Origin of the sequence: Brevibacterium salitolerans (assembly GCF_039531405.1) — a bacterium.
Classification (GTDB): domain Bacteria; phylum Actinomycetota; class Actinomycetes; order Actinomycetales; family Brevibacteriaceae; genus Brevibacterium; species Brevibacterium salitolerans.
This window is the reverse complement of record NZ_BAAAPZ010000002.1, coordinates 496465-514348: the sequence shown is the minus strand read 5'-3', so window position 1 is coordinate 514348 and position 17884 is coordinate 496465. Positions and strand designations below refer to the sequence as shown.

At 71.8% G+C, this 17884-nt stretch carries 15 protein-coding genes; 8 read left to right on the top strand and 7 right to left on the bottom strand.

Annotation, left to right across the window (positions count from 1 at the left end):
- The first annotated feature begins 7 nt into the window (after window positions 1-7).
- Window positions 8-1624, top strand: coding sequence for a deoxyguanosinetriphosphate triphosphohydrolase family protein (locus ABD240_RS03390; protein WP_344335156.1), 1617 nt, complete (start codon window positions 8-10; stop codon window positions 1622-1624).
- A 20-nt stretch (window positions 1625-1644) separates the two neighbouring features.
- On the opposite strand, the gene ABD240_RS03385 is transcribed toward ABD240_RS03390, so the two are convergent.
- From ABD240_RS03385 to ABD240_RS03360, 6 genes are all read right to left on the bottom strand, one after another.
- Window positions 1645-1905: a hypothetical protein gene (locus ABD240_RS03385; protein WP_344335153.1), complete on the bottom strand. Its 261-nt coding sequence runs from the start codon at window positions 1903-1905 to the stop codon at window positions 1645-1647.
- A 9-nt stretch (window positions 1906-1914) separates the two neighbouring features.
- Window positions 1915-2379: a hypothetical protein gene (locus tag ABD240_RS03380; protein WP_344335150.1), complete on the bottom strand. Its 465-nt coding sequence runs from the start codon at window positions 2377-2379 to the stop codon at window positions 1915-1917.
- A gap of 3 nt (window positions 2380-2382) precedes the next feature.
- A complete protein-coding gene (locus ABD240_RS03375; RefSeq protein ID WP_344335147.1) occupies window positions 2383-4560 on the bottom strand; it encodes a S9 family peptidase in 2178 nt (725 codons plus the stop codon).
- Window positions 4561-4609: 49 nt separating this feature from the next.
- Complete coding sequence (locus tag ABD240_RS03370; protein WP_344335144.1) at window positions 4610-6328, bottom strand: AMP-binding protein; 1719 nt, start codon at window positions 6326-6328, stop codon at window positions 4610-4612.
- 82 nt (window positions 6329-6410) lie between these two features.
- The gene (locus ABD240_RS03365; protein ID WP_291793709.1) at window positions 6411-6740 is read right to left on the bottom strand and encodes a peptidase; all 330 of its coding nucleotides are present in this window, start codon (window positions 6738-6740) and stop codon (window positions 6411-6413) included.
- Complete coding sequence (locus ABD240_RS03360; protein ID WP_291793706.1) at window positions 6737-8023, bottom strand: inorganic phosphate transporter; 1287 nt, start codon at window positions 8021-8023, stop codon at window positions 6737-6739. The genes ABD240_RS03365 and ABD240_RS03360 overlap by 4 nt, the downstream gene beginning before the upstream one ends.
- A gap of 340 nt (window positions 8024-8363) precedes the next feature.
- On the opposite strand from ABD240_RS03360, the gene ABD240_RS03355 reads away from it, so the two are divergent.
- The 5 genes from ABD240_RS03355 (at window position 8364) to ABD240_RS03335 (ending at window position 15579) form a co-directional block, all read left to right on the top strand.
- Entirely contained in the window at window positions 8364-12008 is a 3645-nt protein-coding gene (locus ABD240_RS03355) for an efflux RND transporter permease subunit (protein ID WP_344335140.1), read from the top strand.
- Between the two features lie 6 nt (window positions 12009-12014).
- Entirely contained in the window at window positions 12015-12725 is a 711-nt protein-coding gene (locus tag ABD240_RS03350) for a GAP family protein (protein ID WP_344335137.1), read from the top strand.
- Window positions 12726-12812: 87 nt separating this feature from the next.
- Window positions 12813-13436 (top strand): ArsR/SmtB family transcription factor, encoded by a 624-nt coding sequence (locus ABD240_RS03345; RefSeq protein ID WP_344335134.1) that lies wholly within the window; start codon window positions 12813-12815, stop codon window positions 13434-13436.
- On the top strand, window positions 13433-14821 hold the full coding sequence (locus tag ABD240_RS03340) for an MFS transporter (protein WP_344335131.1): 1389 nt from the start codon (window positions 13433-13435) through the stop codon (window positions 14819-14821). The genes ABD240_RS03345 and ABD240_RS03340 overlap by 4 nt, the downstream gene beginning before the upstream one ends.
- Before the next feature lie 5 nt (window positions 14822-14826).
- Entirely contained in the window at window positions 14827-15579 is a 753-nt protein-coding gene (locus ABD240_RS03335; protein WP_344335128.1) for a class I SAM-dependent methyltransferase, read from the top strand.
- An 18-nt stretch (window positions 15580-15597) separates the two neighbouring features.
- On the opposite strand, the gene ABD240_RS03330 is transcribed toward ABD240_RS03335, so the two are convergent.
- Window positions 15598-16188: a TetR/AcrR family transcriptional regulator gene (locus tag ABD240_RS03330; RefSeq protein ID WP_291796993.1), complete on the bottom strand. Its 591-nt coding sequence runs from the start codon at window positions 16186-16188 to the stop codon at window positions 15598-15600.
- Window positions 16189-16240: 52 nt separating this feature from the next.
- On the opposite strand from ABD240_RS03330, the gene ABD240_RS03325 reads away from it, so the two are divergent.
- Together ABD240_RS03325 and ABD240_RS03320 are read left to right on the top strand one after the other, a co-directional pair.
- Window positions 16241-16837 (top strand): MFS transporter, encoded by a 597-nt coding sequence (locus ABD240_RS03325; RefSeq protein ID WP_344335125.1) that lies wholly within the window; start codon window positions 16241-16243, stop codon window positions 16835-16837.
- A 70-nt stretch (window positions 16838-16907) separates the two neighbouring features.
- Complete coding sequence (locus ABD240_RS03320) at window positions 16908-17489, top strand: MFS transporter (protein ID WP_344335122.1); 582 nt, start codon at window positions 16908-16910, stop codon at window positions 17487-17489.
- Window positions 17490-17884 lie beyond the last annotated feature (395 nt).

The following is a 17884-nucleotide window of genomic DNA, read 5'->3' as shown; positions in this document are numbered from 1 at the left end:
CGGCACCGTGGACGCCCCCTCCGCACCCTCCCCGCCGCCGGTGCTCCCCCGGCCGCCCGCTCTCGCGCGCCGCAGTCCGGAGCCGCCGGCACCGAGCCCCGTCCCCACACGGCACAGCGAGGTGAGCGCCTTCCGCACGGACCTCGAGCGGCTGCGCTTCTCCCCCTACTTCGGCCGGCTCTCCGCCGTCACCCAGGTGGTCCCGCAGTCCGGCGTGGGCCCCGTCATGCACAATCGACTCACGCATTCGCTCAAGGTGAGCGCGGTGGCACGCGTCATCGCCGCCAACCTCGCCGCCAGGCAGGCCGCCCACCTCGACCACGCGCACGGGCGCACGCCGGAGGACGACCCGGTGGGTGCGGAGCTCGTCCGCCTGGGCGGCTGCGACACCGTCGTCTCCCAGGCGGCCGCACACGCGCATGATCTGGGGCATCCGCCCTTCGGACACCTGGGAGAGCGCGTGCTCGACCGGGTCGCCCGCACCTCGCTGGGGCTCCCCGAGGGCTTCGAGGGCAACGCGCAGACCTTCCGCATCCTCACCCGGCTGGACACGCTGGGCCGTGAGGAGCCGGGGCTCAACCTCACCGCCGCGGTGCGTGCGAGCGTGCTCAAGTACCCCTGGACCCGCGGTGCCTGGGCGGGGGTGGGCCTGCGCTCCCTCCCCGTCGACGAGCGGCCGCGCGGGGTGGGGACCCAGCCGGAGACCGGCGCGGAGAAGTTCTCCGCCTATGCACTCGAGGCCGAGGAGATGGACGCGGTCCTCGCGGCGCATCCGGCGGTGGCGCAGGGGATGCAGACCCTGGACTGCGCGATCATGGACCTCGCGGACGACATCGCCTACGCCGTGCACGACCTCGACGACTTCGTCCGCGCCGGGGTCCTCCAGCACGCCCCCGTGGCCGGGGAGTTCCGGGCGTGGCTCGCGGACGACGGAGCGCTGGCGCACGCGGACGCGGAGTCGCTGAGCGCACGCTGGCGCTCACCGGGGGCCTCGCTCGAGCTCCTCTGGCGCGGGCTCGCGTACAAGGACCCCTGGATCGCCGCACGCGAGGTGTTCGCCGAGGCGGTGGAGAGGGTGAGCACGGAGCTCGCCGAGGGGCTCCTCGCCCGCCCCTACGACGGCGGCGGGATGAGCGAGCGCGCCGTCTCCGCCTTCACCAACAGATGGATCGACCGGCTCCGGTCGTCCATCGTCGTGGATGCGCGGCCGCACGTGCGCAGCGGGCACATCCGGCTCGATCAGCGGGCGTGGCACGAGGTCGCGGTGCTGAAGTTCGTGCACTCCCGGTTCGTGCTCGACCTGCCGGAGCTCGCGCAGAACCAGCGCGGCCAGGCACGGGTGATCGAGGATCTGGCGCTCGCCTTCGACGCCTGGCTGTGCGATCCGCACGACCGCACCCGGGCACCGCGGCGCCTCCTCGAATGGGTGGACGAGGCCACGGAGGCGACGTTCGCGCTCGCGAGCAGGCGCCCCGAGCTGCTCTCCGGCGACCGCGGTGAGGAGGGGCTGCGACGGCAGGGACGCGCACGGGCGATCCTCGACTACGTCTCCTCGCTCACGGATCAGCAGGCGCTGGCGACGCACGCCTCGCTGACCGGCCGGGTGCCGCTGCCCACCCGCTGAGCTGCCCGCCGAGCGCGGGCTCAGCCGGAGAGACCGGCGAGCAGGAGCGAGACGGTCATCGCGACGATGACGGTGTTGAACGCGAAGGCGAAGACGGTGTGCGCGCGCATGGCCGTCCAGACCGTCCGGGTCCGGGGCGAGGCGTGTGCACCCATCAGCGTCGAGACGAAGACGGAGTGCGTGAGGTAGTCGCCGAAGCGCGTCTCACCGGGCACGGGGAAGTCCATCCGCGCACCCGCCGCGTGCAGCCGCTGGTAGCGCAGCGCGAACGAGTACACCATGACCGCCCACTAACCAGCCGCGGCACCGAAGCCCAGGAGGACGAGCGTGGGCTCCTCCCGCAGCCGGCCGGACTGGGCGATCGCGAGGACGAGCGCGGCGGAGACGACGGAGGCCGCCAGCGTGAAGTTCTCCGCGCTGTTCGAACCCAGCAGCGAGTGCCACCAGCGCACGGGGGCGGCATGCTGCTCCGCGCCGAGCCGCCGCAGCTCCTCCGGCCTCAGGCGTGCGTGCACCCGGTGGGTGAGAGCGCAGTACAGCCCTGAGAACAGCACCCAGAACACGAGGAAGGCCGTCGGTGCCGCCGTCCGCACCAGCAGTCTCGCGGTGTCCGGCCACGGTCGGCCCTCCGCGCCCTCGAGCGCGGCGCGGATCTGCGCGGCGCCGTCGGTGAAGCCGAGGAGCAGCAGCGCCGCGGTGAGCACGGGGGCAGCGACGAAGGCCGCCGTCTGCCGGAGGTGGTCGCCCGCCAGCATGCCTCAGTCCCCTGCCGCGCCGGCACCGATCGCCTCCAGCAGCCAGGCGAACTCGAACGCCGTGTCCCGCCAGGCGCCGTAGCGGCCGGAGGCTCCCCCGTGACCGGCGGACATCTCGGTCCTGAGCAGCACGTCCGCCCCCACCTCCCGCAGGCGCGCGGTCCACTTCGCGGGCTCGACGCAGAGCACGCGCGTGTCGTGGAGGGAGGTGACCGCGAGGATCCGCGGATAGCGCTGCTCGGTGACGTTCTCGTACGGCGAGTACGCGCGGATCCGCGCGTAGGCCTCCGGGTCGTGGAGCGGATCGCCCCATTCGTCCCATTCGACGACGGTCAGCGGCAGCTCCGGCATGAGGATGCTCGTGAGCGGGTCCACGAAGGGCACGTCCGCGAGGATCGCCGCGAACAGCTCCGGTGCCTGGTTCGCCACCGCCCCCATGAGCAGACCGCCGGCGGAGCCGCCCATCGCCGCCAGCCTGTCCGGGGTGGTGAGGCCGGCGGCGATGAGGTGCCGCGCCGCGTCCGCGAAGTCCGAGAACGTGTTCTGCTTGTGCTCCAGCCTGCCCTGCTCGTACCAGCTCCGCCCCAGCTCGCCGCCGCCCCGGACATGCGCGACCGCCCAGACGACGCCTCGATCCAGCAGACTCAGCCGGGCCACGGAGAAGTAGGGGTCCATGCTCGTCTCGTAGGAGCCGTAGCCGTAGAGGACAGTGGGCGCGGGCTCCCCCGCTCCCACGGCGGACGGCTTCCAGACGAGGCTGACCGGGATCCGGGTGCCGTCGGCGGCCTCCGCCCAGTCCAGCCGCTGCGCATAGTCCGCGGTGTCCACGCCTCCCAGCACCTCCTGCCGGCGGCGCAGCCGCAGCGCGCCGGTGGCGGCATCCGCATCGAGGATGCTGTGGGGCTCCACGAAGCTCTCGTGGCTCACCCGCACGTGCGGCTGATCCCAGGCGAGGTTCTGCACGGGGACGGTGGTGCCGAGCGCGGAGTCCGCGGGCCGGATCTCCCGTACTGGACCCCAGGCTCCGCGGCCCGCGCCGCCGGACCAGGAGACGATGCCCACCCGTGCGAACCCGCCCTGCCTGAAGCTCACGGCGAGGAAGTCCGCGAACGCGTCGACCCCCTCGATGCGCGCCCCCGCCGCTTCCTCCGTGAGCGCTCCAGCCACGGGGATCCCGGCCGCCTGCGGGTCCGTGAGCGGCACGTCGACGATCGAGAAGTTGCGCCGCTCCCTGTTGTGGGTGAGGAGGAGCCGGTCCTCGCCGCCGCGCACGCAGTGCTCCACGGAGTACTCCACGCCCTCCTCGCGGGGCAGGACGGGGACCGGCCGCGCACCCGGGGTGCGGAGGTCCAGGGTCCACCACTCGCTCGTGTTCTTCGACTGCGAGGAGACGAGGGCGAAGGCCCCGGAGCGGCTGAGGTCGAAGCCCAGCCAGAAGCTCTCATCCGGTTCCTCGAGGAGCAGCTCGTCCTCGGCCGGGGAGGTGCCCACGCGGTGACGCCAGAGCCGGTGCGGCCGCCAGGCCTCGTCCGCGGTGGTGTAGTAGACGTGCTCGCCGGCAGGGTCCAGTTCCGCACCTGCGAAGGTGCGCGCGATCGTCTCCGGCAGGTCCGCGCCGGTGGTCAGGTCGCGGATGCGGAGCGTGAAGAGCTCGTCGCCCGTGGTGTCCACGGCCCAGACCATCCGGGAGCCGTCATGGGAGCAGGACAGCGCGCCGAGGGAGAAGAAGTCCGTGCCGGCGGCCTCGGCGTTGCAGTCGAGGAGGACCTGCTCCCCGGGGAGCGCTCGCCCGGGGTCCACCTCCGGCGGGGTCCAGTCCCCCGGCCGGGCGGGCACGCGGCAGTGCACCCGGTAGTCCTTCCCCTCCTCGCTGCGGGTGAACAGCCACCACGCGCCCAGCCGCACGGGGACGCTCATGTCCGTGAGCCGCACGCGGGAGACGATCTCCGAGAAGACCTCTTCCCGCAGGTCCGCGAGGTGGGCAGTGCGTGCCTGTGTGTGGGCGTTCTCCGCCTCCAGGTGGGCGCGGACCTCCGCGGAGTCCGTGTCCCGCATCCACTCGTACGGGTCCCAGAAGGTGTGGCCGTGGTGGGTCCGGGGCCGGGGCCGCGACGGTGCGACGGGAGGCTGCACGGGATCGGAGACCCGGGCGGAGGCGGGAGAAGGGGAGGCAGAACTCATGCCTTCACCCTAGCCTCGGCCCCGGTCTCCCCCACGCCCCGGACCCGGCTCAGTCCCGCACCACCGCCTCGCCCTCGCGGCGCAGCTCCACCTTGCGGATCTTGCCGGACACCGTCATCGGGAAGGACTCCCGGACCTCCACGTACCGCGGGATCTTCTGGTGGGCGAGCTTCCCGGCGGCGAATTCGCGGACCTCCTCGGCGGTGAGGGTCTCGTAGCCCTCGCGGAGGATGACCCAGGCGAGCAGCTCCTCGCCGTACTTCTCGTCCGGCACGCCCACGACCTGCACGTCCCGGATGGCCGGGTGGGTGTAGAGGAACTCCTCGATCTCACGCGGATAGAGGTTCTCTCCCCCGCGGATCACCATGTCCTTGATGCGGCCGGAGACGCTGAGGTAGCCCTCGGCGTCCATCGTCCCGAGGTCTCCCGTGTGCATCCAACCCGCCTCGTCGAGAGCCTCGGCGGTCTTCTCCGGCTCCCGCCAGTACCCGCGCATCACCGAGTACCCGCGCGTGCAGACCTCTCCCTGCGCACCACGCGGCACGGTCTGGCCGGTCGCGGGGTCGACAATCTTCACCTCGAGGTGCGGCATCACCCGTCCCACCGTCTCGGTGCGGCGGGCCAGGGTGTCGTCGACCCGGGTCATGGTGGACACCGGGGACGTCTCGGTCATGCCGTAGCAGATCGCCACCTCGGACATGTGCATCTCCCCGATGACCCGCTTCATCACCTCGACGGGGCACGGGGAGCCCGCCATCACACCGGTGCGCAGCGTGGACAGGTCGTACTCTGCGAAGTCCGGCAGCGCCAGCTCCGCGATGAACATCGTGGGCACCCCGTAGAGCGAGGTCGCGCCCTCCGCCTGCACCGCGCTCAGCGCCGCCGCCGGCTCGAAGGAGGCCGAGGGGATGACGGCGCACGCGCCGTGGCTGACGATCGCCAGCGTGCCGATCACCATGCCGAAGCAGTGGAAGTAGGGCACCGGGAGGACCACCACGTCCGTCTCGGTGTAGCTCAGCAGCTCGCCGATGAAGTAGCCGTTGTTGAGGAGGTTGTGGTGCGTGAGGGTCACGCCCTTGGGGAAGCCCGTGGTGCCCGAGGTGTACTGCAGGTTGATCGGGTCGTCGCAGCTGAGGGAGTCGGAGATCTGCTGCAGGCGGATGTCGGCTTTGGCGGCCGGGTCCTGCAGGAGCGCGTGCCCCCGCTCCTGCAGCTGCGCGAAGGACTCGCCCGGCTGCAGCCGGGCCTCCGCCTCCGCGCCGAGCGGGCCGGGGACCGTGTCGAGGAAGATCAGCTCCGGGCGGGCGCCGGGACCGCCCGTCTCACCGGCGGCCTCGGCCGCGGCCTCCCGCGCGAGCGTCACGAAGTCCGAGTGGGGCGGTGCCGCGATCTGGCTGATGAGCAGGCGGCAGCCGGACTGGCCCAGCACGTAGGCGAGCTCGTGCGAGCGGTAGGCGGGATTGATGTTCACGAGGATGACGCCCAGGCGGGCGCACGCGTACTGGACGAGCGTCCACTCCGGGACGTTCTGGGCCCACAGGCCCACGCGGTCCCCCGTGCCGATCCCCCGGTCCAGCAGACCGGCGGCGACGGCGTCCGCGTCCCGCACCAGCTCCGCATAGGTCCACCGGCGGCCCGAGGGCCGGTCGACCAGAGCGGTGCGCTCACCGTGGGCGCGCGCGGCCTGGTCGAGGGACTGTGCCAGGGTCTCTCCCAGCAGCGGGGCCGCGGACGGACCCGAGACGTACGACAGTTGCGTGGTGGTCACGACGGTGTGCTCCTTCCGACGGTCCTCACTCCGGACCGCCGGAACTCACTGTGCCACAGATCGCACCGTGTGAGCAGGAGGATCAGTGGAAGAGGAAGATCACGAGCACGGCACCGACGATCGCACAGGCGCACAGTCCGAAGCAGAGGTAGGCGAAGCTGAGGACCGTGCGCTTCTGCCGGTCCGTGAGCGGCACCCGCTGCGCGGCCTTCTCCGCCTTGCGCTCCGCCTTGCGCCGGGCCTTCTCCGACATCACCGTGATGGCGTCGGGGAACTCCTGCGGGGGCACGACCGGAGGCCTGCCGCCCGTCACGAGCAGGCGCAGCCCCAGCGAGTAGAGGCCCACGAGGACCGCCGCACCGGCGAGGGCGGCGAGGAAGACCTGTCCGAAGGCCAGCCAGTCGATGCTCATGCGTTCTCGTCCTTCCGGTCAGCGGTGGTGGCGGGATCCGCCGCGGCAGGCGCGGCCTCGGCCGCAGCGGCCTCGTCGGTGCGGACCTTGGAGCGCAGGCGCGCCCCCTTCTTCAGCCGCACGGCCTTGGCCGATTCCGCGACGTCGCTGGTGGCGGCGGGCACATCGCTCATCGCGTTGTCGGAGCCCACCTGGTTCTTCAGCGAGCGGAGGAAGAGGCCGCCCACCACCAGGGCGGCGAGCACGGCGTCGAGGAGCAGGCCCCACGGACCCATCCAGACCACGATGAGCGCGGCGAGGCCGCCCACCAGGCCCGCGGCCGGCAGTGTGAGGAGCCAGCCCACCACGATCTTGCCCGCGGTCGACCAGCGGACCTTGGAGCCCCGGCGGCCCAGCCCGGAGCCGATCACCGAACCGGAGGCCACCTGCGTGGTGGACAGCGCGAAGCCCAAGGCGGAGGAGGCGAGGATCGTCGCCGCCGTCGAGGTCTCGGCGGAGAAGCCCTGGGCGGGCTTGACCTCGGTGAGGCCCTTGCCGAGGGTGCGGATGATCCGCCAGCCGCCCATGTAGGTGCCCAGGGCGATGGTGAAGGCGCAGGAGAGGACGACCCACAGCTGCGGTTCGTGGTGCGCGCCGGACTGCCAGCCCACCGTGATGAGGACGAGGGTGATGATGCCCATCGTCTTCTGCGCGTCGTTGGTGCCGTGCGCCAGAGCCACGAGGGAGGAGGTGAGGATCTGCCCGATCCGGAAGCCGTCGCGTCCGTTGGGCCCCTTGGAGTAGCGGCGCGTGGTGGTGTAGGCGAGCTTGGTGCAGAGGAAGGCGATGACGGCCGCCGTGAGCGGCGAGAGGAGCGCCGGCAGCACGATCTTCGACATCACGCCGCCCACGTTCACCGCGGTGAAGCCGATGCCCACGATGGTCGCGCCGAGCAGTCCTCCGAAGAGCGCGTGCGACGAGCTCGAGGGCAGGCCCAGCAGCCAGGTGAGCATGTTCCAGAAGATGGCGCCCACCAGCCCGGCGAAGATGAGCATGGGGAAGATGTCCCCGCCGATCCGGTCCTCGTGGAGGATCCCCCCGGAGACGGTCTTGGCCACCTCCGTGGACAGGAGCGCGCCGATGAGGTTGAGCACCGCCGCGAGCGCCACGGCCGTCTTGGGCTTGAGCGCGCCGGTGGCGATGGGGGTGGCCATCGCGTTGGCGGTGTCGTGAAAGCCGTTGGTGAAGTCGAAGAAGAGCGCCAGTGCGATGACCAGCACGACGGTGAGGGTGACGATTTCCACAGGCTGCCTATGTGTCGGTGACGGGTCTGCCGCCCTCCCCGCAGCGAGAGCGCACGCCTTCGTGGCCACCTCCGCCGCCACCGGCTCAGCACCGGATTGCCGCAGCATGACGTGTGGGTGAAAGACGCTCGACTGTGAGTTTAACGCCGGGTGGCGTGCCGTCCAGGCCATTACACCCCAATGTGATGCACTCAGCTCCGCGCGGCGGCCCCCGATGTCATCCTCTGGTATGAGTCCCGGCAGCTCACAGATCCGTCTCCGGGGTGAGGCGCGGCTGGGCCCTGCCTGAAAGACTGCGCAGGAACGCCTGACACCCGCCTGCGCATCCGGAAGGACTTCAATGACCGTACTGACGAGGATGAGCCTGCTCAACCGGCTCATCGTGGGGATGATCACCGCGGCGGTGATGGTGTTCGGCATCGTGGCGACCACCAAGCTCAACCAGGAGACAATGCCCTCGATCTCCACGCCCGGCATCATGGTGTCCGCCAGCCTCCCCGGGGCCTCGCCGGAGGTGATCGAGGACTCCGTCACCGCACCGCTGGAGACCGCGCTCATGGCGGTGCCGGAGGTGGACGAGGTCACGACGGAGACCTCCCCCGGCTCCATGTTCGCGACCGTGATGTGGCCGTTCGACGCGGACGAGGACCAGCTCACCGCGGAGGTCCGCCAGGCCGTCGACGGCGCTGCGAGCTCTCTCCCGGAAACCGCCGAGACCGAGGTCGTGCCCGCCTCCATGGACAGCGCGCCCGTGGTGAGCCTGGCGGTCTCCTCGTCCTCCGGGGAGGAGGACCTGAGCGAGCGCGTGGAGTCCGGTCTCGTCCCGGAGCTCGAATCGCTGTCCGGCGTCGCGAGCGTGGACCTCAGCGGCCAGCGTGAGCAGGAGGTCTCGGTCGTCCTCGACGCGGCCGCGGCCGAGGAGCACGGGATCGCCGCGCCGCAGATCATGGAGGCCGTCGAGGCCGCCGGCACCGTCACTCCCGGCGGCAGCACGACGGAGGACGGCCGCTCCCTCAGCGTCGAGGTGGGCTCCGAACTGGATGCCGTCGAGGCCGTGGGCAGCACACCGCTGCAGACCGAGGACGGCCCCGTCGTCCTCTCCGACATCGCGGACGTGGAGCTCGCCCAGGTCGAGCAGACCTCGCTCTCCCGCGCCAACGGTGAGGACGCCCTCTCCCTCTCCGTCGTCAAGACCCCGCAGGCCAATGTCGTGGAGGTCTCGCACGCGGTCGCGGACACCCTCGACCGGCTGGGCCCGCAGCTGGGCGACGACGTCGAGTTCACCACCATCTTCGATCAGGCACCGGACATCGAGCAGTCGATCCACGACCTCTCCGTGGAGGGCGGCCTCGGATTGCTCTTCGCCGTCCTCGTGATCCTCGCCTTCCTCGGAACCTTCCGCTCGACGATCATCGCGGCCATCTCCATCCCGATGTCCCTCCTCATCGCGATGATCGGCCTGTGGGTGGGCGAGTACACGCTCAACCTGCTCACGCTCGGCGCACTCACCATCGCGGTGGGCCGCGTGGTGGACGACTCGATCGTCGTCATCGAGAACATCCGCAGACGGCAGGGCACGAGCGAGCTCACGGTCGAGGACATCGTGGCCTCCGTCCGCCAGGTCGCCGGCGCCGTCACGGCCTCGACGCTCACCGCCGTCGCCGTGTTCCTGCCCATCGCCTTTGTCTCCGGCATCGCGGGCCAGCTCTTCCGTCCCTTCGCGATCACCGTGAGCCTCGCCATGCTCGCCTCGCTCCTCGTCTCCCTCACGATCGTGCCGACGCTGAGCTACTGGTTCCTCCGGCACAGCCCCAAGCCGCTGAAGCCCGCCAGGCAGGAGCGGACGGACGCGCGCTACGCGGCATGGCAGGAGCGGCAGGAGGAGAAGGCGCTCGCCCGGCAGGAGCGGGCGAACGCCCGGATCGAGAAGCGCAACGCCAAGCGGGAGGCCAAGGGCCGTGCCCCGCTGCCGCCGGTCGCCGCACATCCGGTGGCACGCCCCGCCGCCTCGGGGGAGGCCTCCGGTCCCATCGACCGGCTGCAGCAGGGCTTCCTGCCCACCATCCAGGCCGCGCTGCGTCACCCGGGCCGGACCGTGGGCATCTCCGTCCTCGTGCTCGTGCTCACCCTGGTGCTCGCGACCTTCCTCAAGACCGATCTGCTGGGCGACCAGGGCCAGAGCTCCCTCTACGTCACGCAGGAGCTCGAGGACGGCACCGCGCTGGAGACCAGCGACGAGGCCGCGCAGAAGGTCGAGGAGGTGCTCGCCGCCGACGGGGACGTCGCCGACTACCTCTCGACCATCGGCGGGGACATGTACGGCGGCGGCAGCGCCTCCAACTCCTTCACGGTCACCCTGCGGGAGGACGCGGATCCGGAAGCGGCCACCGCGCGGCTGGACGCGGAGCTCTCCGCGCTGGAGGACGCCGGTGAGGTCTCCGTGGGCGGAGCCGCGCAGGAGCTCTCCGAGGACGTGACGATCAACCTCACCGGGCAGAACCCCGAGGGGATCGAGGAGGCGGCGCAGGATCTGGTCGAACGGGCCCGCGAACTGCCCGGCGTGGCAGAGGCGAGTCACGACCTCGCCGGTGAGCAGCCGGTGCTGAGCGTGGACGTGGACCGCGAGGCGGCCGCGGAGTACGGCTTCACCCAGGCCGAGGTGGGTCAGGCCGTCGCCGCCGCCCTGCAGGGCGTGCCCGCCGGCACCCTCACGCTCGAGGGAGCGGAACGGGACATCCGGATCGCGCCCACGCACCCGGACGCCTCTCCCGAGGACATCGCAGGTCTGGAGCTGCCCGTGACCCAGCGGCAGACGCAGCAGGCGCAGGAGGCCGCGCAGGACTCCCTCGACGAGCGCACGGACGCCCTTGCGGAGAAGGGCGAGCGCGAGGCCGAGGAGGCCAACCGGGAGGCGAGGGATCAGGCGGTCGAGGCACGTGATCAGGCCGCGGATCGGGTGGAGGAGCTCGAGGACCAGCTCGAACAGCTCCGCAACCCCGGCTCGGGCCCTCCCCCGGAGCCGCAGGACCCCGTCGAGGAGCTGGAGAGCGCACTCGACGACGCGCGTGACGGTCTGCAGGAGGCCGAGGACGGCATCGTCGAGCTCGAGGAGACGCAGGAGCAGCAGCGCCGCGACCAGGACGAGCAGGAGGCGATCGCGGACGAGCAGGAGGCCATCCCGGACATCACCGGCGACGCGATCACGGTGGACACGATCGCGGATGTCGAGGAGGTCCGGACCGCTCCCAGCATCAGCCGGATGGACGGCGAGCGCCAGGCGACGGTCTCGGTCACCCCGGAGGCGGGACAGCTGAGCGCGGTCTCCGCGGCCGTGGCGCAGCTGGAGGCCGAGGCGGATCTGCCCAGCGGCGTGAGCTTCGCCGTCGCCGGCGCTGCCGAGGACCTCACCGAGTCCTTCTCCCAGCTGGGCCTGGCGATGCTCGCGGCGGTGGTGCTGGTGCTCATGGTGATGATCGGCACCTTCCGGTCCATCGTGCAGCCACTCGTGCTGCTGGTCTCGATCCCCTTCGCGGCGACGGGCGCGGTGCTCCTCCTGGTCATCACGCAGATCCCGCTGGGCATCCCGTCGATGATCGGTCTGCTCATGCTCATCGGGATCGTGGTGACGAACGCGATCGTGCTCATCGACCTCATCAACAAGTTCCGGGCCGAGGGCATGGAGCTCATGGACGCGGTGATCCACGGCACCCGCCTGCGGCTGCGGCCCATCCTCATGACGGCGGCGGCGACGATCTTCGCCCTCGTCCCCATGTCACTGGGGCTCACCGGCGGCGGGGTGTTCATCTCGCAGCCGCTGGCGATCGTGGTGATCGGCGGGCTCACGACCTCGACGCTGCTGACCCTCGTCCTGGTGCCGGTGCTGTACTTCCTCACCGAGCGCTCCAAGGAGCGGCGTCAGGCACGGCGGGCCCAGCGGAAGGCGCTGAAGGAGGCAGGCACCCAGGAGGCGTCACCGCTAGGCTGAGTCACCGTGACCACCGCCCTCGCCCTGAGCGTCCTCGGGCTCGCGCTGTTCGACAGCACGAGCGCCGGCACCTCGCTCGTCCCGCTCTGGCTGCTGCTCGCTCCCGGGCGGGTGCGCGCGGCGCGGATCGCGGTGTACCTGCTCGCGCTCGCGGGGCTGTACTTCGCCGGCGGCATGCTCGTGGCCCTCATCGCATCCCCGGTGCTGGACTTCGCGGCCGGGGTGCTGGAGAGCTGGTCGCCGGTGACGGCCCCGCTGGTGCTGGCGGCCCTCGGGCTCGTCACCGCCGGGATGGGCGCGCTCATGCTCACCCGCACGTTCGCGGCCCATGCGCAGCTCATCCCCTCCCAGCTCCAGGACTGGCGCAGACGCACGCTGGAGGCGGACTCGTCCCGCCGCATCGTGGGCGTGGCGCTGCTCGCCTTCGCCGTCGAATTCACCGGGATGCTCCCCTACCTGGGCGCCATCGCCCTGCTCACGCGCACGGATCTGGGGTGGGCGGGTGTGACGGGCTGGGTGGCGCTCTACTGCCTCGTGATGGTGCTGCCGGCCGCGCTGCTGACGGTGGTCCGCGTCCTGGCGCACGCACGCATCGATCCCGCCCTCCGGCGCCTCGACGACTGGCTGGAGCGCAACGGCACGAAGCTGAGTGCGGTCTCCTTCCTCGCAGTGGGTGTGCTCCTCACCGCCTACGGGGCTGTGGGCCTCGTCATCTGAGCGGCTCCGCTCCCCCATCCGCACTCTCGGCTCGGTCACCCAGAGCGGCCCTTGACCATATGGTCGGCATTCACCGACCATATGAGTATGACCGACCATACTGACGATGCCGACCGTACGCGCACCTCCGCCGGCGCCGCAGTGGCACCCGTGCCGCCGGACTATCCGCTCGACGAGGTCCGCAGCCTCAGCAGCCCCGAGGAGCACCGCGCGCTCTTCGAGGAGACCCGGATGCAGATCGTGAGTGCGCTGAGCGAGCGGGCGGCCACCACCAGCGAGCTCTCCCACCTGCTCGACCGGCCCAAGGGCACGATCGGACATCATCTCAAGGTGCTCGAGGCCGCAGGGCTGGTGCGGGTCGTGCGCCGGAAGCGGGTGCGCGCACTCGAGGCCAAGTACTACGGCCGCACCGCGCGGGTCTTCCTGTACGGGCGGGAAGGCGCGGGGACGCGGGTCCCGGAGCAGGTCATCGACCTCGCCGCCGCGGAGCTCGCACAGGTCCCGCAGGACCACGGCGGCGTGCTGAACGCGAACATCCGCCATGTGCGCGTGCCCACGGAGCGTGCAGAGGAGTTCAGCGCCCGCCTCAATGCGCTGCTGCAGGAGTTCGCGGACTCACCGCGCGGGGGCACCACCACCTACGCCCTCGCCTTCGCCCTCTATCCCTCCCCGCGCCCGCCGCTCGGCTCCGCCGGCGGCGAGGAGACATGACGGGGGCCGGGGCTCCCGAGGCAGGAGGCGCCTCGGCCCCCGCGCCTCGTCTGGGCGGGCGCTACTGGAGGCTGCTCGTGGCCTCGGCGGCGGCGAACCTGGGCGACGGCCTCATGAGCGTGGCCGTCGTGTGGCTCACCTCGTCCCTCACCCGCGAACCCCTGTGGCTCACCCTCGTCGCACTGGCCACCCGGCTGCCCTGGCTGCTGCTCTCCCTGCCCGCGGGCGTCCTCGCCGACCGCGTCGACCGGTGCCGCCTCGTCGCCGCCATGGACGGGGCGCGCTGCGTCCTCGTCCTCGCCTTCGCACTCCTCCTGCTCGCGGTCCGCGGTCCGGCACCCGCACCCGACCCCGTCTCCCATGCGGATGCCGCTCCCGGGACCGTCCTCCTCACCGCTCTCTGCCTCCTCGCCTTCCTCGTGGGCTGCGCGGAGGTGCTGCGCGACACCACCGCACAGACCCTCATGCCCTCCCTCGTCGACCAGCGACTGCTGGAACGGGCGAACGGACGGCTCTGGGGTGCGGAGACGGCCCTGGGCGGCTTCGCCGGACCGGCACTCGCCGGAGCGCTCGTGGGGGTCGCCGTGGTCGTGCCCTTCGGTGCCCACGCGGCGTTGCTCGCGCTCGCCGGTGCGCTCATGCTCACCCTGCGAGGAGACGACGGGCGCAGGCGGGGCCGGGCCGGCCGCGCGGACTCTCCCCTCCCGCCCTCCTTCCGCCGCGAGACCGCCGAGGGCCTCGCCTGGCTCTGGCGCCACCGGCTGCTGCGCACGCTGGCCCTGCTGCTGGGCGCATTCAACCTCCTGGGCATGCTCACCTCGGCGCAGTTCGTCTTCTTCGCCCAGGACGTGCTGGGCGTGAGCGGCGGGCTCACGTTCGGGATGCTCACGACCGGCATGGCGACGGGCGCCCTCGCAGGCTCCCTCACCGGCGACCGCGTGGCCGAGCGGGCTCGCGAGGGCACTGTCCTGCGCGGATCCCTCCTCATCATCGGCACCTGCTACGGCGTCATCGGCCTGCTCAGCCATGCCGCTGCGGTCTGGGCGGTGAGCGTCGCGATGGGGTTCGCCGTGGTCGTCTGGAACATGGTGACGGTATCCCTCCGCCAGCGGCTCATCCCCGACCGGCTGCTGGGGAGGGTGAACTCCGTCTACCGCTTCTTCGGCTGGGGGACGATGTCGCTGGGTGCGCTCGCGGCGGGCGCGCTGGTTTCCCTCCTGGAACCGGAGCTCGGCCGCGAGTGGGCGCTGCGGTCCACATACCTGAGCGCCGCCGTGCTCATGGCCCCGCTCCTCCTGTGGGGATGGCCGCGGATCGGCAGCGCCCGCATCGATGCCGCACGCGCCGCCGCGGCAGCCGCCGAGGCCGGCCGCCTGGCACAATGACGCGCATGCGCGATTTCGAGGAGCTCATCGACGAGGCCGCCCGCGCGGACGTGACGGGCTGGGACTTCTCCTGGCTGGACGGCAGGGCGAGCGAGGAGCGGCCGCCCTGGCGCTACTCCCGCCTGCTGGGCGAGGCCGTCGCACGGGCGCGGACCGCCGTCGACCTCGACACTGGCGGGGGCGAGGTGCTCGCCGAGGCCCCGCTCATGGCCGCGGACCCGCACGCCACCGAGAGCTGGCCGGCCAATGCCGCCCGTGCCCGGGAGCTGCTGGGTCCGCGGGGCGTGACCGTCCACGAGACGGCCCCGGGAGCACCGCTCCCATTCGCGGACGCCAGCGTGGATCTGGTCACGGCCCGCCACCCGGTGAAGCCCGCCTGGTCGGAGATCGCACGCGTGCTCGCGCCAGGCGGCGAGTACCTGGGGCAGCACGTGGGGCCGGAGTCCGCATTCGAGCTCATCGAGTTCTTCCGCGGCGAGACCACTGCGGCACAGCGCGCGGACCGCCGCCCGGACCTCGAGGCGGACGCCGCCGCGGAGGCCGGACTCGAGGTCACCGATCTCCGCAGCGCCCGGCTGCGGATGGAGTTCCGGGACGTGGGCGCGGTCGTCTGGATCCTCCGCCGGTGCGTGTGGTGGGTGCCGGACTTCAGCGTCGAGCGGTACCGGGACCGGCTCCGGGACATGGACGCCCGCATCCGCCGCCACGGGAGCTTCGTCGCGCACTCCACCCGCCATCTCCTCCGCGCCCGGAGGTGACCGGCGCATCGCTCCGCGTCACGGGGCCAGGCCGTCGAGCCAGCTCCTCACAGCGGCCCTGATCAGGTGGCCCGGCATGTCTGCCGGGTGGAGGGCAGCGGCGTGTGCGAGACCGTCGAGGAGCGCCCTCAGCTCCACGGTTGCGGTCTCGACGTCCACAGCAGGATCCGCGAGCCCGGCCTCGCGCAGGGCGAGGATCGCCCCGCGTGTGAGATCGACGGCAGCGGCCCGATCCTGCGCGACGATCTCGGCGAGTGCAGGATCGGTCCGCGACTCGACGAGGAAGGCCAGCGCGATCTGCTGCTCCTCGACCTGTGCGGGAGTGACGGGCAGCAGCGCCCACATCGTCTGTTCGATCCGGTCCCGGACGGGAAGGTCCCCCGCGACGGCTGCGAGGCGCTGCGCGGCCCTTTCGTTGATGAGCTCGAAGGCGTAGATCTGCAGCTCCCGCTGCTCACTGAAGTAGTGGCGCAGCGAGCCCACCGAGAGCCCTGCCTCCTCCGCGACGGCGCGGACCGAGGCCTTCGCCAGACCGGCGCGGAGGATCACGCGCCAGGTCGCCTGCGCGACGTCGTGGCGCCGCTGTTCGGGATCGACGTGTCGAGGCATGCTCCACAGCATACATTGAAGAAGAACAGTCGTACTAGTACGCTCGTATCACATGAGCATCGACAGTCCCCGTCCACGGAGGCGACAGAAGCGCGCGCTGACGTCCGCAGTGTTCCTCAGCGGAGCCGGAGAGGTCGTCGACTTCATGCTGCCGCTCTTCGCCGCAGCGTCGATCGGCCTCACGCCAGCGCAGATAGGCGTCCTGCTGGCCGTGGAACTCGCAGTCTCACTCGCAGTGCGGCCGGCTGCGGGATCTCTCGCAGACCGCTTCGAACGCCGCAGTGTCGCAGCCCTCGGTGCGCTCCTCTACGCCGCGGCATGCCTCGGATACGCGTGTGCGGCCGATCCGGCCCTCGCGTATGCCGCCGCAGCGGTCGGAGGGGCGGGCGGCGCGCTGCTGTGGGTCGCACTCAGGGCGATCGTCGGTGAGCGGCTCGGCGAGGACTCCGGAGCATTCGCCGCACTGGTCTCCGCGGAGGAGACGGGAAGCTGGGTCGTCTTCGTGCCGGTGTTCCTCCTCATCGGCCCGGTGGGCTACCAGGGCGTGTTCGCAGCACTCGCCGTCTGCTGTCTCGTGGGCGCAGTCATCATGCTGACCGCCCCGAGGGGGGCCGGCCCGCACGCCCTCCGCCTCCGCCGCATCCGCTGACACCGCCGCGTCCGCAAAGGAGGCGGAGCCCGCGCCGCAGCAGACGCGTCTGCTGCGGCGCCTGTCCCCGATGCTGCTCGCCGTGGCCCTCACGATGGCCGCCGAGGGGGTCATCAGCCTCCTGCTCCTCCTGCACCTGCAGCAGGAGTTCGGCCTCGGGCCGCTGCAGATCGGCTTGGTGTTCCTGCCCGGCGGAATCGCGATGGGCATACTGCCTCCCCACCTGCACGGCCTCGTGCGCCGCTGCGGCCGCACCCGGATGCTGGCCCTGGCCTCGGTCGCCAGCGCCGGATTCGCCGCGAGCCTGGCCTTCGCCCCCAACCCTGTGGTCATAGGGGTGTGCTGGGTGCTGGCCGGCGCTGCCTGGGCGGTCGTCTTCCCCGTGCAGCAGGCGGTGATCGCAGAGGCCTCCGGGCAGCTGCGCCTGGGACGCGGCCTGGGGTGGTACGAATCCGCCGCTCTGGCCGGCGGTCTCGTGGGCACCGTCGCGGCCGGGTACCTGTACGAGTTCGGCTCCTGGCAGATCGCATGCCTGGCCGCGGCCGCGGTGATCCTCACCGGAGCGGTCGTCGTGCCCGCCGCAGTGAGGGCGCTCGGCGTCGCCCAGTACCCCCGCACCTCTGAACCGGAGGAAGGAGCATCGAACCCATGACCTCGCCCTCGACGCCGGACGCCGCTCCGCGGCGGCTCCTCGCACCCGACACCGCCCGCGGGCTGATGCTGCTGCTCATCGCCATGGCCTACGCCGGGGTCCACGCCGGTGCCGGGTTCGGAGTGGACGCCTCGCACGAGCCCGCACCGGACCGGGCAGCGACCTTCGCCGCCACCCTGCTCCTCGACAACCGGGCGTTCCCGCTGTTCGCGATCCTCTTCGGCTACGGGGTCGCGTGGAGCCTCGCCAGGCGCTCCTCCGGTCCCGCCGCACCGGACGGGGCACGGAGGACTCTGCGCAGACGGGCGCTCCTGCTGCTCCTGCTCGGTGCCCTCCACGCCTTCCTCGTGTTCCCCGGGGAGATCCTCACCGCCTACGGGTTCGCACTGCTCGTG

Bases quoted from the DNA above. Each gene is read 5' to 3' on its own strand.
- ABD240_RS03365 (WP_291793709.1), bottom strand. From the start codon at position 6,740: ATGAGCATCGACTGGCTGGCCTTCGGACAGGTCTTCCTCGCCGCCCTC.
- ABD240_RS03325 (WP_344335125.1), top strand. From the start codon at position 16,241: ATGAGCATCGACAGTCCCCGTCCACGGAGGCGACAGAAGCGCGCGCTG.
- ABD240_RS03345 (WP_344335134.1), top strand. From the start codon at position 12,813: ATGACCGACCATACTGACGATGCCGACCGTACGCGCACCTCCGCCGGC.
- ABD240_RS03330 (WP_291796993.1), bottom strand. From the start codon at position 16,188: ATGCCTCGACACGTCGATCCCGAACAGCGGCGCCACGACGTCGCGCAG.
- ABD240_RS03320 (WP_344335122.1), top strand. From the start codon at position 16,908: ATGCTGCTCGCCGTGGCCCTCACGATGGCCGCCGAGGGGGTCATCAGC.
- ABD240_RS03375 (WP_344335147.1), bottom strand. From the start codon at position 4,560: ATGAGTTCTGCCTCCCCTTCTCCCGCCTCCGCCCGGGTCTCCGATCCC.
- ABD240_RS03380 (WP_344335150.1), bottom strand. From the start codon at position 2,379: ATGCTGGCGGGCGACCACCTCCGGCAGACGGCGGCCTTCGTCGCTGCC.
- ABD240_RS03340 (WP_344335131.1), top strand. From the start codon at position 13,433: ATGACGGGGGCCGGGGCTCCCGAGGCAGGAGGCGCCTCGGCCCCCGCG.
- ABD240_RS03355 (WP_344335140.1), top strand. From the start codon at position 8,364: ATGACCGTACTGACGAGGATGAGCCTGCTCAACCGGCTCATCGTGGGG.
- ABD240_RS03385 (WP_344335153.1), bottom strand. From the start codon at position 1,905: ATGGTGTACTCGTTCGCGCTGCGCTACCAGCGGCTGCACGCGGCGGGT.
- ABD240_RS03335 (WP_344335128.1), top strand. From the start codon at position 14,827: ATGCGCGATTTCGAGGAGCTCATCGACGAGGCCGCCCGCGCGGACGTG.